Source organism: Cereibacter sphaeroides 2.4.1 (genome assembly GCF_000012905.2).
Taxonomy (GTDB): domain Bacteria; phylum Pseudomonadota; class Alphaproteobacteria; order Rhodobacterales; family Rhodobacteraceae; genus Cereibacter_A; species Cereibacter_A sphaeroides.
In genome coordinates, this window is record NC_007493.2 from 2704337 (window position 1) to 2718903 (window position 14567).

Here is a 14567-nt window from a genome sequence, read left to right on the forward strand (position 1 = left end):
TCTTGTCCGCCCGCACGGTTCTCGTGCGCCGCGCCCCGGCCCATCCTGCGCCGAAGGCCGGGCGACCGGAAGCCCCGCGCAGAGCGGGCAGTCCGAAGGCCGGCTTTCCCTGCGCGGGCTCTGCCCGCAGCTATTCCTGCGCCCCTCCGCCGGGAAGCGCCCGCCACGAAAGCGTGAGAGGGGGCGGCGTGATGTCGCCCATGGGCCGCAGCGTCGCCCTTCGGCTTGACGCACCCCCTGCCGGGCGGCAACGGTGAGGGCTGGCCCAGCTTGCATCTGAAGGAGGCACCATGCCCGAAGTCTCAGAATTCGCCTTTCGCCTGATGATGGCCGCCGTCATCTTCGTCGGCGTCGGCATCATGTTCGCCTTCGCCGGCGGTCACTGGTTCGTGGGCCTCGTGGTGGGCGGCCTCGTCGCCGCCTTCTTCGCCGCGACCCCGAACAGCAACTGACGGCGCGCCCCCGGGCTCCGGCCCGACGAGCGAAAACGCCCCGATCACCAGAAGATCACAGGGCGCCGCCACGCAGCGGCGCCCTTTCCGTTTCCGGGGCAGTTCAGCCCGGGGGCAGCGGGATCACATCGACGGCGTGGCTCGTCCTCTGTCGGCCCGCGATGCGCAGGATGCCCGAGACCGGCGCCACATCGCCGTAATCCCGGCCGACGGCCGCCACGATATGATCGGCCCCCGCGAAACAGCGGTTGGTCGGATCGTAGTCGATCCAGCCCTCGGCCCGGCCGCACCAGGCCCGCACCCAGGCATGCATCGCATCCGCCCCTTCGAGCCGCGGGCGGCCGGGCGGCGGCACCGTCCGGAGAAACCCCGAGACATAGGCCGCGGGCACGCCTGCGCCGCGCAGCCCCGCAATCATGATCTGGGCGAAATCCTGACAGACACCGTGGCGGTGGGCGAAGGCCTCCTCGGGGGGCGTGTCGACCGAGGTCGCACTGCCGTCGAACCGCATCTCGCGGTAAAGCCGCTGGCCCAGAGCCTCGACCGCGCCGCGCACCGTGGCGGCCCCCGCCATCGCCTCGCGCGCATGGTCGGTGATGGCCGTCACCGGGCGGATGCGGGGCGAGGCGGGCAGGAAATGGTGCGGCGCGGCGGGGCCCAGATCCCGCACCGCCGCGATCTCGGCGGCCAGCGCCGCGAGCGGGCCCGAACGGTCGGGGCCCGGCCCCTCGAACAGCCGGTCCACCCTGCAGGCGGCGGTGAAGACGATCTCGGAATGGTCGCAGCCGATGGCCACCTCGACCGTCCGGTTGCCGAAGAAATCGGTGAACTCGCCCCGCTCAGCCGGACGCGGGCTGATGGCGATCATGTCCTGCGACACCTCCTGCAGGCCCGGCAGATGCGCGGGCAGCAGCCGCAGCAGGTGCCGCCCCCCCGAGGCGGGCCGGGCATAATGGTAGGTGACGGAGAGGCGGACCTGATAGAGCATTCAGCGCAGCCAGCTGTCGGTGATGAGGTCGGAAATCTCCCAGATCGCGCCGCGCAGCGCCCAGAGCGCCTCGGTATCGAGCTGCTCGGCCCGTTCGGTGGCAAGGTTGGTGCGGGTGCGCAGGACGAGCCGGAGGAGGTCGGGCATCGGGCTCGCCGTGGCGCCGGGCAGAAGGCGCACCTGCTCCTCGATCCCGTCGAGCTGGAACAGGATCGAGCGCGGGTTCATCGCATCGAGCGCCAGCAGGTCCACCACCGTCTCGCGCGAGGTGGTGACGGCGAAGCGGCGGCGGTGGGTCATGACGCTGTCGCCCACCTCGACCGCCAGATCGAGCCCGCCATCGGGCGCGAACGGATCGGCCAGCGTGGCCAGCACCGCGGCCATGCCCGCCCCCCGCTCGACATGGCGGCCGAGCTCGAGAAAGCGCCAGCCGGTCACGCGATACATGTTCTCATGCACGAGGCCCGAGAAGCCGGTGATCTTGCGCAGGAGCGCCGACAGGGCGCGGGCCGCGTCGTCGCCGGGGGCCACCCGCTCGGCCATGCGCCGCATCGTCTTGTCGAGATCGGCGAGCGAGGACCAGCCGTCGGGCGAGAAGCGGTCGCGCACCTGCCCCGCGCTCGCGATGGCCGAGCGCAGGGTCTGAATCAGACCCTTGGGAATGCCCTCCTCGGGATCCACCCCCTGCCCGCGGAAGAGGGGCGCCAGCGCCGCGAGAAGCGGCGCACTCGCATCGCCCGTCTCGGCCAGCCGCACGTTGCGCGCCCGCAGGAGCCGCATGAGGCCCTCGGTGCGCTCGACGTAGCGGCCGAGCCAGAAGAGATTGTCGGCCGACCGCGAGGGCAGCGCGCCCTCGCGCGCCTGAAGCTGGCGGCCCTGGGCGGGGATGAGGCTCGCCGCCTCGACCGGGGTCTCGCTCACGATCCAGACATCGGCCGCGGCACCGCCGTGCTGCATCGCCACGGCCCGCGGCTCCGGCGTGCGGCCGATCCGGGCGAAGCCGCCCGGCATGACCTGCCAGCCCGACGGGGTGCGGGCCAGAAACACCCGCAGGCTCATCGGGCGCGGCACCAGCGCGCCGCCGATATGGGCGGGCGTGGTCGAGAGCACCACCGACTCCTGCCCCACGAGGCCCGCCCCCTCGCGCTCGAGCCAGGCCACCGGATCGCGCGGCGCGGGGCAGCCTTCGGCCAGCGCCGCCAGATCGTCCTCGATCGGCTGCCGGGTCGAGAGCGCGGGCGAGATCAGCATCCGGGACACGTTGGCCGCGACATGGGCGCGCTCGGCCTTCTGTCCGCACCACCAGGTGGCGATGTTGGGCAGCCGCAGCTCCTCGCCCAGAAGCGCGCGGGCGATGCGCGGCATGAAGGCCAGAAAGGCGCGGGTCTCGAGCACGCCCGAGCCGAGATTGTTCACGAGCGTCGTCGATCCGTGGCGCAGCGCCGAGACGAGGCCCGGCGTGCCGAGCTGCGAGCCGCCCTCCAGCTCCAAGGGATCCGCATAGGCGCCGTCGAGCCTGCGCCAGAGCACCGACACGGGCTCCGGCCCCGCCACGGTGCGGACCTTGAGTTGACCGCTGTCAACCGTCAGATCCTCGCCCTGCAGCAGCATGAAGCCCAGATAGCGCGCGATCCAGGCGTGCTCGTAATAGGTCTCGTTCAGCGGCCCCGGCGTGAGGATGCCCACCCGCCCCTGCGGATCGGCCTGCCACTCCTGCAGCGCGTCGCGGAAGGTGCGGAAGAAGCCCGCCAGCCGGTGGACATGGGCCTCGGCATAGAAGTCCGAGAAGACGCGCGAGGTAGCAACCCGGTTCTCGAGCGCGAAGCCCGCGCCCGAGGGTGCCTGCGCCCGGTCGCCCAGCACCCACCAGTCGCCGTCCGGGCCGCGGCCCACCTCGAAGGCCAGGAAATGCAGATGATGCCCGCCGCGCGGCGCGATGCCCACCATCGGGCGCAGCCACTCGGGGTTGCCCGCCACCAGCGCGGCCGGCAGGACCCCCTCGGCCACCAGCCGGTTCGCGCCGTAGAGATCCGCCATCAGCGCCTCGAGCAGATCCGCGCGCTGGATCAGCCCTTCGCCCAGACGCTGCCATTCCGCCTCGTCGATCAGCACCGGCACATGGCTCAGCGGCCAGGCGCGCTCGTCCGAGCCTTCGGCGGAATACTGGCGGAAGAACACGCCCGCATCGCGCAGATACTGGTCGCCGCGGGCGAAGCGGCGGTGGAGATCGTCGGGCGAGAGCCCCGCCAGATGGCGCAGGAAGCCGCGCCAGACCGGGCGGATCCCGCCCGCCGCATCCATCATCTCGTCGGGCACGCCGGGCTGGGGCCGGTAGCCGTCGGCCAGTCCGGTCAGGCCCGGCGCGAGGCGCGTCTTCCGCTCCATCAGAGCCCCGCGGGCCGTCTCAGGTCGAGCGTCATCGGAAACTCCGGATGCGGCCGCTCGGGCGCGAGCGGCCAGAGGCCGGCACTGTGCCCGTGGGGCTGGAAGCGCGCAAGCCTACGCGCCTCGGCCTCGTTGCCGTTCACCGGGAAGGTCTCGTAGTTGCGCCCGCCGGGATGGGCTACATGATAGACGCAGCCGCCGAGCGACCGGCCCGACCAAGTGTCGTAGATGTCGAAGGTGAGCGGCGCATCGACGGGCAGGGTCGGATGCAGCGCCGCGGCGGGCTGCCAGGCCTTGAACCGCACCCCCGCCACCGCGCGGCCATTGGCCACCGGCACGAGCGGCACCTCGCGCCCGTTGCAGGCCACTCGGTAGCGCGCGGGATCGGCGCCCGAGAGCGTCACCTGCAGCCGCTCGGTCGAGCTGTCGGTGTAGCGCACCGTCCCCCCGATGGCGCCGGTCTCGCCCAGCACATGCCATGGCTCGAGCGCCTGCCGGATCTCGAGATGCGCGCCCTCGTAGGTCACCTCGCCGCAGAAGGGGAAGCGGAACTCGGCCTGCGCCCGGAACCATTCCGGGTCGAGATCGAACCCGTGCGCCCGCAGATCGGCCAAGACGTCCAGGAAATCCTCCCAGACGTAGTGCTGGAGCATGAAACGGTCGTGCAGCGCTGTGCCCCAGCGGGTGAGCGGCCCCGTCACCGGGTTCTGCCACATGCGCGCGATGAGGGCGCGGATCAGAAGCTGCTGGGCGAGGCTCATGCGCGGGTCGGGCGGCATCTCGAAGCCGCGGAACTCGACGAGGCCGAGCCGCCCGGTGGGCCCGTCTGGCGAGAACATCTTGTCGATGCAGATCTCGGCGCGGTGGGTGTTGCCGGTCACGTCGGTCAGGATGTTGCGCAGGAGCCGGTCGGGCAGCCAGAGCGGCGCGCGCGGATCGCCGGGACCGGGGATCTGCGACAGCGCGATTTCGAGCTCGTAGAGGCTGTCGTGGCGTGCCTCGTCGATGCGCGGCGCCTGACTGGTCGGGCCGATGAAGAGGCCCGAGAAGAGGTAGGAGAGCGACGGATGCCGGTTCCAGTGCAGGATCAGGCTGCGCAGCAGGTCCGGCCGCCGCAGGAAGGGCGAATCCGTGGGCGTGCGCCCGCCCACGACGACATGGTTGCCGCCGCCGGTGCCGCAATGCTTGCCGTCGATCATGAACTTGTCGGCGCCGAGGCGGCACTGGCGGGCCTCCTCGTAGACCGCCGTCGTGATCGACACGCACTCCTCCCAGCTGGTGGCGGGGTGGATGTTCACCTCGATCACGCCCGGATCGGGGGCCACGCGGATCACGTTCAGCCGCGGATCGTGCGGCGGCGCGTAGCCCTCGACATGGACCGGCAGGCCCAGCTTGCGCGCGGCCTCCTCGGCGGCGGTCAGGAGGTCGAGGTAATCCTCGACCGCCTCCACCGGCGGCATGAAGATGCAGAGCCGCCCGTCCCGCACCTCGACGGCGAGCGCGGTGCGCACGGCGCCCTCGTCGCCGAGGATCTGCTCGACCATCGTCTGGCCCGGCGCCGAGGCGGTGAAGCTTGCCACCGCGGCATCGGGGGTCTGGAGCGGCACGATCTGCGCCTCGCCCGCGGGCGGCAGCGGCCCGCGCTCGACCGTGGGATCGGTCGGGTTGATGTAGGGGTAGCGCGAGGCCGGGATGTGGGGCAGCGCGCCCAGCGGCAGGCGGTAGCCCACCGGGCTGTCGCCGGGCACGAGGAACAGGTGCCTGCGCCGCAGCTTCCACCGCTCGGACCGCCAGCGCGGGCGGGGCGCCTGCGCCTGCCAGCGCTGCACCGGCAGGACGAAGCCCGAGGGCTCGGTCAAACCGCGCTCGAAGACGCGGGCCATGCGCAGCCGCTCTTCGGGGTCCTTCAGCTCCGAATTCTCGGGCGTCACATTTTCGGGAAGGTTCGCCTCCTTCAGAAGCCACTCGCCCGGATCCTCGTAGGCGGGCACCACGAGGTCTGGCTCGAGCCCGAGCTCGGCCGCGATGCCCTGCATCAGCCGCTCCGCCTCGGCCGGGCCCACACCGCCCTGCCCCGTCTCGCCCGCCACCAGCGCGCCGTCGCGCCAGATGGGCGCCCCGTCCTCGCGCCAGTAGAGCGAGAAGGTCCAGCGCGGCAGGGTCTCGCCCGGATACCATTTCCCCTGCCCGTAATGCAGGAAGCCCCCCGGCGCGAACCGGTCGCGGAGCCGCCGAATCAGCCGGTCGGCGAGGACGCGCTTGGTGGGGCCCACGGCATCGGTGTTCCACTCGCCCGATTCGAAATCGTCGATCGAGACGAAGGTGGGCTCGCCCCCCATGGTGAGCCGCACGTCGCCCGCCCTCAGCGCCGCATCGACCCGGTGGCCCAGCGCATCGAGCCGCTGCCAGCTCTCGTCGGAAAAGGGTTTCGTGATCCGCGGATGCTCGGCCACGCGGGTCACCTTCATGTCGAAGGCGAAATCCACCTCGGCATAGCTCGCCATGCCGGCGATGGGGGCGGCGTTGCGGTAATGCGGGGTCGCGGCCAGCGGAATATGGCTCTCGCCCGTCAGAAGCCCCGAGGTGGCGTCGAGCCCGATCCAGCCCGCCCCCGGCAGATAGACCTCGGCCCAGGCATGGAGGTCGGTGAAATCGTGATCGGTCCCCGACGGCCCGTCCAGCGCCTCGAGATCGGGCTTGAGCTGGATCAGGTAGCCCGAGACGAAGCGGGCGGCGAGGCCAAGGTGGCGCAGGATCTGCACCTGAAGCCAGGCGCTGTCGCGGCACGAGCCGCGCCTCTGGGCCAGCGTCTCCTCGGGGCTGAAGACGCCGGGCTCCATGCGGATCACATAGGCGATCTCGCGGGCGAGGCGCGCGTTCAGCCCCACCACCATGTCGACGGTCCGCTGCCGGTCGCGCGGGATCGTCTGAAGGAAGGCCTGAAGATGCGGCCCCGCAGGTTCGGGGCTGCGGTAGATCGAGAGATCCTCGACAATCTCCTCGGGATAGTCGAAGGGCCAGTGCTCGGCCGTCTCCTCGACGAAGAAGTCGAACGGGTTGTAGACCGTCATGTCGGCCACCAGATCGACCTCGATGCGGAACTCGATCACCGGCTCGGGAAAGACCACGCGCAGCAGCCAGTTGCCGTAGGGATCCTGCTGATGATTCTCGAAATGCCCCCCCGGCGAGACCTTCAGCGCATGCGAGATCACCCGCGTGCGGGAATGGGGCGCGGGGCGCAGGCGGATCAGCTGCGGCCCGAGCGTCACCGGACGGTCGTAGCGGTAGTGGGTCAGGTGGTGAATGCTCGCCTTGATCGACATGTCGCGCGTTCCTTGCCCGGTCCGGTCGACGGTTTCACGCATCGCGGCAGGCTGCCAATGGCCCATCGCCCGGGCGCGGCGAAAAAACCGGCGGCGCGGGGCGGAGCGCCCAAATCCTGTGCGTCCGCGCCCGAGAGGCCGGGGCCGCACCCGCGCAAGGCGGCGGGGGCCCCCCGGCCGGCCGGGGACCAGCCGCACCCGCAAGATGGGGGGTGCGGCCCCGGGCGACCGCCCTACTTGCGGGTGATGCGGCCCTCGATCACCGGCGTGTAGGGGGCATGGGCCACCAGATAGTCCGCCGTCACATCGGCGAGGTCCGGGCCGAAGTCATAGGCATTGGCCGCATCGACGAACATGGCAAAGCCGTCGCCGCCCTGACGGACATAGTTGTTGGACACGACGCCATAGGTTTTGGCGAGATCGATGGGCTGCCAGCCGCCCTCCTCCATCACCATCACGTCCGAGATGCGCGCGCCCACCGGCGCCGCCGGGTCGAAAGCATATTTCAGCCCGGCCACCTGCGCGAAGCGGCCCGCCCCCTCCTCGAGCTCGCTCACCCCGTTCTCGAGCGCCGCCACCACGGCCTCGCCCTTGACCTGAAAGGTCGAGAGCGTGTTCTGGAACGGCAGCACGGTCAGCACGTCGCCCATGGTGACCGTGCCCGCATCGATCGAGGCGCGCAGCCCGCCTCCATTGGAAATCGCGATCTGGATGCCCTGATCGCGCACCCGGTCGAGCATCGCATCGGACACGAGATTGCCCATCGCGCATTCGCCGCTGCGGCAGCTCTCGCGCGAGCCGTCGATGGGCGCGCTGACCTCGGCCACCACGCGCGAGCGGATCTCTTCCAGCGGCGCCGCCAGTTCCTTCACCCGCGCAACCGTCGCCTCATCCTCGGCCACGGAGGCGTCGAGCAGCATCGGCGCGCCCTCGGCCGAGACGATCCTGCCCGCATCGTCGAAGGTGACGTTCAGCTCGCCCAGATACTTGCCATAGGCATAGGCGGTCACGATCGCCACATCGCCCACCATGGTGGGATAGGGGCCGGCCGCCGCCCCATCCTCGTTCGACAGAAGCGTGTGGGAATGGCCGCCCACGATCACATCGACATTCTTCAGCGCCGAAGCGATCTCCTTGTCGGCCTCGTAGCCCAGATGCGAGAGCAGCACGATCTTCGTCACCCCCTCGTCCGTCAGCCGGTCCACCTCGGCCTGTGCGGCCTGCACCGGCTCGGTGAAGATCACGTTCGGCCCCGGGCTCGCGAGTTCCGCCGTGTCGAGCGGCGTCAGCCCCACGATGCCGATCTTCTCGCCGCCCTTCTCGACCACCACCGACTTCTGCAGCTCGGCCCGCAGCCCGGGCTCGCCGGTCAGATCGGCATTGGCCATCAGAAGCGGCGCCTCGAGCTTTCTCGCGAAGTCGGTCAGCACGGCGGGGCCGTCGTCGAATTCGTGGTTGCCCACCGTCATGGCGTCGTAATCGAGCGCATTCATGAATTCGGCCGCCAGCTCGCCCTTGTAGCGCGAATAGAACAGCGAGCCCTGGAACTGGTCGCCCGCATCCACGAGAAGCCGCGTTCCGCCCTGCCCGCGCGCCTCGGAAATCGCCGTCACCAGCCGCGCGATGCCCCCGAAACATTCGCCCGCCGTATTGTCCTCTGGCGGACAGGTCGAATCGTATTTCGAGATCGGCTCGAACCGGTCGTGGAAATCGTTCGTGTGCAGGATGGTGAGCGCGAAGTCGGCCCGCGCCGCGCCCGTGGTCAGCGCCACCAGCGCCGCCGAGGCGAGAAGGGTGGATTTCATGTCAAAGCTCCCGGTCTGGACAGGTGCCGACACAGTGCGGGGACGCCCGCCCCCTGTCAAAGGCCGAGGCCCGGATGACGTTGAGGCAGGTCCTTCGGCGGAGGTCATCCGCGAAGGGCCATATTGACCGCCGCACGGTCCGGGTGCATGAGGCTTGCATGCTGATCTTCAAGATTTTCCGCCGCTCCGAATGGGATGACTTCCGCCGCGCCGGCGCCACAGCCGGAGCTCCCGTCGATCTGGCGGACGGCTACATCCACTTCTCGACGGCAGCGCAGGTGGCCGAGACGGCCGCCAAACATTTCACCGCCGAAAGCGATCTCGTGCTGGTGGCCATCGATCCCGACCGGGCCGGCCCCGACCTGAAGTGGGAACCCTCGCGCGGCGAGCAGCTGTTTCCGCATCTCTACCGCAGACTGACGCTCGACGACGTGGTGTGGGACAAGTCGCTCCCGCTCGGCGCAACCGGCCATATCTTCCCCGAGGGGCTCTGGTGAACATCCTTGAACGCGCGGCGCTGACGGCCCTTCACCGGATGGACCCGGAGAAGGCCCATTCCCTCTCGCTCTCGGCGCTGCGATCGGGCCTCGTGCCCCTCCCGGGTCCGGTCACCTCGCCGCGGCTGGCGACCGTTGTCGGAGGGCTCGTGCTGCCGAACCCGGTGGGGCTCGCCGCGGGCTACGACAAGAATGCGGTGGCGCTCGCCGCGCTGATGCGGGCGGGCTTCGGCTTTCTCGAAGTGGGCGCGGCCACGCCCCGGCCGCAGCCCGGCAATCCGCAGCCGCGGCTCTTCCGGCTGACCGAGGACCGCGCGGCGATCAACCGCTTCGGCTTCAACAACGACGGCGCCGCCACGATCTGCGCCCGCCTCGCCATGCGGCCGCGGGGCGCGGTGCCGGTGGGGCTCAATCTCGGCGCGAACAAGGACAGCCCCGACCGGGCCGCCGATTTCGCCGCCGTGCTGGCCGCCTGCGGCCCCCATGCCGATTTCGCGACCGTCAATGTCTCCTCGCCCAACACCGAGCGGCTGCGCGACCTGCAGGGGCGGCAGGCGCTGACGGCGCTGCTCGAGGGGGTGATGCAGGTGCAGGCCGGCTTCGCGCGGCCGGTGCCGGTGTTTCTCAAGATCGCGCCGGACCTGTCGGACGCGGATCTGGCCGAGATCGCCGAGGTGGCGCTGGCATCGGGCATCGCGGGGATCGTTGCGACCAACACGACGCTGGCGCGCGACGGGCTGCGCAGCGCCCATGCCCGCGAAACGGGCGGTCTGTCGGGCGCGCCGCTCTTCGAGCGGTCGACCCGCGTTCTGGCGCGGCTGTCGGAGCTGACCGAGGGGCGGCTGCCGCTGATCGGCGTGGGAGGCGTGGCGAGCGCCGAGGAGGCCTATGCCAAGATCCGCGCCGGCGCTTCGGCGGTGCAACTCTACACCGCGATGGTCTATCAGGGCATCGGGCTGGCCGCGCGCATCGCCCGGGGGCTCGATGCGCTCCTGCTGCGCGACGGCTTCGGCTCGGTCGCCGAGGCGGTGGGCACGGGGCGCGCCGACTGGCTGACGTGAGGCGCACCGGCGGCTGAAAAAGCATTCCGTCGCCGAACGTGGCCCCGCTTTGGTGTGGTCCGCTCTTTTATCACGAGGCGGCTCGCCTCTCCGCCCGTGCATCATTGCGCTGCCGGAGAGGGTGAGGCTGCCTGTCCCTGTTTTTGATAGAGGCAGGCTGTTCCAGACGTCTCAGAAGGCCTTGAAGGTCATCGTGGTCAGGGTGCGCTGGATGCCCGGTATATCGAAAAGGTTTTCCGAGAGAAACCGGCCCACGTCCTGATCGGCCGGCACATAGACCTTGGCGATGAGGTCGTAGTCGCCCGAGGTGGAATAGAGCTCCGAGACCACCTCGCGGTCGTAGATCGCATCGGCCACCTCGTAGGTCTTGCCGGGCATGCAGCGGAACTGGACGAAGACGCAGCGCATGTGCTTGCTCCCTGAACGTTTGCCGGACCTTAGCCGCCTCCGCAGCCGAAGTCACGCCCGCCCGCGCGCCGGGCAGAGGCAGGGTCCGTGGACGGCGAACTGGGTGCGGTGAGCCGAGAGCCGAGAGCCGAGAGCCGAGAGCCGAGAGCCGAGAGCCGAGAGCCGAGAGCCGAGAGCCGAGAGCCGAGAGCCGAGAGCCGAGAGCCGAGAGCCGAGAGCCGAGAGCCGAGAGCCGAGACGGTCCCGGCGGGCGGGGGCCGTCAAGGTCGCGTCAGGGCGTTTCCGTCTCGGACTGGAGCTTCAGCTTCGGCGCCGTGCGCGGCAGGTCCTCGACCGACAGCGGCTGCTGCGGCAGGGCGAGCCGGTTGCGGACCACCCAGACGAGGCGTTTCTCGGCGCGGGTGATCGCGACATAGGCGAGGCGTTTCCAGAGCGGGACGCCGGCCTCGGACCGGCCCGCCTGTGCCGCGGCCCAGAGGTCGGGGGCGAAGACCTGCACCACCTCCCACTGCGAGCCCTGCGCCTTGTGGATCGTGACCGCCGCCCCGTGCAGGAAGGCCGCCCCCATGCGCGCGGCCGAGGGGATGAAGGGCTCCTCCTCGCCGGGCTTCTCGATCTTGATGATGGAGGCGGCCGAGACCTGCGGGTCCTCGGCGCCCACGACATGCAGCCGCGCGAAACCCTCGCGGTTGCCGGGGCCGAGATAGATCACCTGAGCGCCCTTGATGAGGCCGCGCGCCTCGAGGTCGATCCGCTTCTTGCGGTGCTTCAGCGGCAGCTCGATCCCGTCGCAGATCAGCGGCTCGCCGGGCAGGAGCTCGGTCTCGGGCGCACCCTGCGCGGCGCGGAAGGCGGTGATGAGCCGGATGCGGGTCTGGTTGCGCCAGACGAGGACCGGCGAGCGGGCCATGAGATCGGCATCCACGCGCTGCGCCACCTGCACCCGCTCGTCCTGACGGGCGGCACGCTCCACCATCGCTTCGAAGGTCTCGAAACTGAGGTCGGGGTCGGCCAGCGCATGGGCGAGGTCGAGGATCGGATTGTCCTCGGCCTGCCGGTGGATGCGGCTCAGCGTCAGCTTCCGCGCCTCGCCCATCGTGTCGAACACCATCTTGCCCGACTGGCCCACCGGCGCGAGCTGGGCCGGATCGCCGAACAGGACCAGCGTCGGAAAGATCTCGCGCAGATCGTCGAACTGTCGTTCGTCAAGCATCGAGGCCTCGTCCACGAAGCCCACGTCGAGCGGTTCGTCCCGTCTTTTCCAGCCCTTGATGAAGTCCGACCCCCTGAGACCGGCCGCGGCCAGCGCGCCGGGGATCGAGGGCACCTGCTCGTAGAAGGCCTTCGCGCGATCCAGCGCCATCTCGGACAGGCCCTCCACCTCGGGGCGCTTGCCGTTTCCGGCCAACCATTCGGCAATCCGCTCGTACTGCGGATCGTAGACCGGGGAATAGAGGATGCGGTGGATGGTGGTGGCCGGCACGCCACGCAGGCGCAGCACGCTCGCGGCCTTGTTGGTGGGGGCGAGGATGGCGAGCGTCCGCCGCTCCTTGCGCTTCCTGCCCTCCCAGTCGCCCGAGACCACCTCGAGCCCGGCCTCGATCAGCGCCTTGGTCAGCGAGGCGAGCAGCATCGTCTTGCCCGAGCCCGCCTTGCCCACCACCGCCAGCACCGAGGACTTGCCTTCGACCGGCACCGAGAGCGCGCCATTGGCCAGATCCACCCCCATGCCGCGCAGCTGGTCGGCCACGCGGTCGTAGGCTTCCGCCTGGTCGTCGGAGAAGGACACGGCCTGCATGGGCGCGACCATAGCCGCAGGCGCCAGCCAAGGCCAGCGCCGGCGCTCAGTTGGGCCGCGGCGGCGGCTCGTCCTGCTCGGGCACCGGCGGGGCGGCCCCGAGCTCGGCCCGGGCAAGCCGGAGCGTCTCGTCGAGCCCGGCCGCCAGCTCCGAAAGCGCGTTCCGCTCGGCATAGGCGCGGAGGTCGCTCAGCACGTCGAGGATCCAGTCATGTGTCATTGCGGCATCTGCGCCGGAATCGCCTTTCGGACCGAGGTTTTTCTACCGTAAGGCGAGCGCGACTGGGGCACGCTGTCAATCGCGCATTTCCGCAGAGGGCCAGTAAATCCTTAAAATGCAAAGCCGCCGCGGCCGGGGCCACGGCGGCTGAGACTTGCGGATCGCTCCGATCAGGCCTTGCGGCCGGCCTCGAGCACGTCGGCGAAGGTGCGCAGCCCCGTGCGCGGGGCCTGCACCAGCACCGCCATGTTGCCGGGCTTGTGCTGGTTTCTGTACATCTTCGTATGGGCGGCCGGGATCTCGGCCCAGGGGAAGACCTCGGACATGCAGGGATCGAGGCGGCGCTCGATCATCAGCTGGTTGGCGGCCGACGCCTGCTTGAGGTTGGCGAAGTGGCTGCCCTGCAGACGCTTCTGATGCATCCACATGTAGCGAACGTCAAAGGTGCAGTTGAAGCCGGTGGTGCCGGCGCAGATCACGACCATGCCGCCCTTCTTCACCACCAGCGACGAGACCGGGAAGGTCGCCTCGCCCGGATGTTCGAACACCATGTCGACGTTGATGCCCTTGCCGGTGATGTCCCAGATGGCCTTGCCGAACTTGCGCGCCTCTTTCAGCCACTCGTTATATTCGGGCGAGTTCACCTTGGGCAGCTGGCCCCAGCATTTGAAGTCCTTGCGGTTGATGACGCCCTTGGCGCCCAGCCCCATGACGAAGTCGCGCTTGTCTTCCTCGGAGATGACGCCGATGGCATTGGCGCCCGCCGTGTTGATGAGCTGGATCGCATAGGAGCCGAGGCCGCCCGAGGCGCCCCAGACCAGCACGTTCTGCCCCGGCTTCAGGTCGTGCGGCTTGTGGCCGAAGAGCATCCGGTAGGCGGTGGCGAGGGTCAGCGTGTAGCAGGCCGCCTCCTCCCAGGTCAGGTGCTTCGGACGCTTCATCAGCTGCTGCGCCTGCACGCGGGTGAACTGGGCGAAGGAGCCGTCCGGCGTCTCGTAGCCCCAGATCCGCTGGGTGGGCGAGAACATCGGGTCGCCGCCGTTGCATTCCTCGTCGTCGCCGTCGTCCTGGTTGCAGTGGATCACGACCTCGTCGCCCACCTTCCAGCGCTTGACCTTATCGCCCACCGCCCAGACGATGCCTGACGCGTCGGAGCCCGCGATGTGATAGGGCTGCTTGTGACCGTCGAACGGCGAGACGGGCACGCCGAGGCCGGCCCAGATGCCGTTGTAGTTCACGCCCGCCGCCATCACGAGAACGAGCACCTCGTGGCTGTCGATCGAGGGCGTCTCGACCACTTCGATCTGCATGGCCTGATCCGGCTCGCCATGACGCTCGCGCCGGATGGCCCAGGCATACATCTCCTTCGGCACATGGCCGAGAGGCGGCATCTCGCCGATCTCGTAGAGGTCCTTCTTGGGCGCGTCGTAGGCGACGATATCGCTCTGCACGTCGAGGGCCATGCTTGCCTCCTGTAGGGCCGAAAGGGATGCGCCGCGTCGCAGAATCGGCAGCGCTGATGGGATGAGATACGATTGGCCGAGTAACATTGCAATAGTTGATGGTCTCATTTTGTAATAATCTGTCTGCTGCAACGCAGCGTCACCGCGGGCGGGTCCCTTTCCCGCGT

Annotated in this window: 11 protein-coding genes; 3 read left to right on the plus strand and 8 right to left on the minus strand. The window is 69.9% G+C overall.

Annotated features, from left to right (window positions below; all coding sequences use genetic code 11):
• The first annotated feature begins 290 nt into the window (after nucleotides 1-290).
• Complete coding sequence (locus RSP_RS22250) at nucleotides 291-452, plus strand: hypothetical protein (protein ID WP_002721225.1); 162 nt, start codon at nucleotides 291-293, stop codon at nucleotides 450-452.
• 103 nt (nucleotides 453-555) lie between these two features.
• Here RSP_RS22250 and RSP_RS13130 read toward each other — a convergent pair whose 3' ends face one another.
• The 4 genes from RSP_RS13130 to RSP_RS13145 all read right to left on the minus strand — a co-directional run bounded on the left by RSP_RS13130 (nucleotide 556) and on the right by RSP_RS13145 (nucleotide 8953).
• Nucleotides 556-1440: a transglutaminase family protein gene (locus RSP_RS13130; RefSeq protein WP_011338621.1), complete on the minus strand. Its 885-nt coding sequence runs from the start codon at nucleotides 1438-1440 to the stop codon at nucleotides 556-558.
• Nucleotides 1441-3825, minus strand: a complete 2385-nt coding sequence (locus RSP_RS13135) for a circularly permuted type 2 ATP-grasp protein (RefSeq protein WP_011338622.1) — start codon at nucleotides 3823-3825, stop codon at nucleotides 1441-1443.
• A complete protein-coding gene (locus RSP_RS13140; RefSeq protein ID WP_017139971.1) occupies nucleotides 3825-7148 on the minus strand; it encodes a transglutaminase family protein in 3324 nt (1107 codons plus the stop codon). The genes RSP_RS13135 and RSP_RS13140 overlap by 1 nt, the downstream gene beginning before the upstream one ends.
• 233 nt (nucleotides 7149-7381) lie before the next feature.
• On the minus strand, nucleotides 7382-8953 hold the full coding sequence (locus RSP_RS13145; RefSeq protein ID WP_011338624.1) for a bifunctional metallophosphatase/5'-nucleotidase: 1572 nt from the start codon (nucleotides 8951-8953) through the stop codon (nucleotides 7382-7384).
• A gap of 158 nt (nucleotides 8954-9111) precedes the next feature.
• Here RSP_RS13145 and RSP_RS13150 point away from each other — a divergent pair, with 158 nt between their 5' ends.
• Both RSP_RS13150 and RSP_RS13155 read left to right on the plus strand, forming a co-directional pair.
• Nucleotides 9112-9450, plus strand: coding sequence for a DUF952 domain-containing protein (locus RSP_RS13150; protein WP_011338625.1), 339 nt, complete (start codon nucleotides 9112-9114; stop codon nucleotides 9448-9450).
• On the plus strand, nucleotides 9447-10511 hold the full coding sequence (locus RSP_RS13155) for a quinone-dependent dihydroorotate dehydrogenase (protein WP_011338626.1): 1065 nt from the start codon (nucleotides 9447-9449) through the stop codon (nucleotides 10509-10511). Before RSP_RS13150 ends, RSP_RS13155 begins: the two co-directional genes overlap by 4 nt.
• 171 nt (nucleotides 10512-10682) lie before the next feature.
• Here RSP_RS13155 and RSP_RS13160 read toward each other — a convergent pair whose 3' ends face one another.
• The 4 genes from RSP_RS13160 to ccrA form a co-directional block, all read right to left on the minus strand.
• Entirely contained in the window at nucleotides 10683-10919 is a 237-nt protein-coding gene (locus RSP_RS13160; protein ID WP_002721241.1) for an Lrp/AsnC ligand binding domain-containing protein, read from the minus strand.
• Nucleotides 10920-11190: 271 nt separating this feature from the next.
• Complete coding sequence (locus RSP_RS13165) at nucleotides 11191-12729, minus strand: ATP-dependent DNA helicase (RefSeq protein WP_043764015.1); 1539 nt, start codon at nucleotides 12727-12729, stop codon at nucleotides 11191-11193.
• Nucleotides 12730-12763: 34 nt separating this feature from the next.
• A complete protein-coding gene (locus RSP_RS22255) occupies nucleotides 12764-12937 on the minus strand; it encodes a hypothetical protein (protein ID WP_023003723.1) in 174 nt (57 codons plus the stop codon).
• Nucleotides 12938-13107: 170 nt separating this feature from the next.
• Nucleotides 13108-14400: a crotonyl-CoA carboxylase/reductase gene (gene ccrA, locus RSP_RS13170; RefSeq protein WP_002721248.1), complete on the minus strand. Its 1293-nt coding sequence runs from the start codon at nucleotides 14398-14400 to the stop codon at nucleotides 13108-13110.
• Nucleotides 14401-14567: the final 167 nt, after the last annotated feature.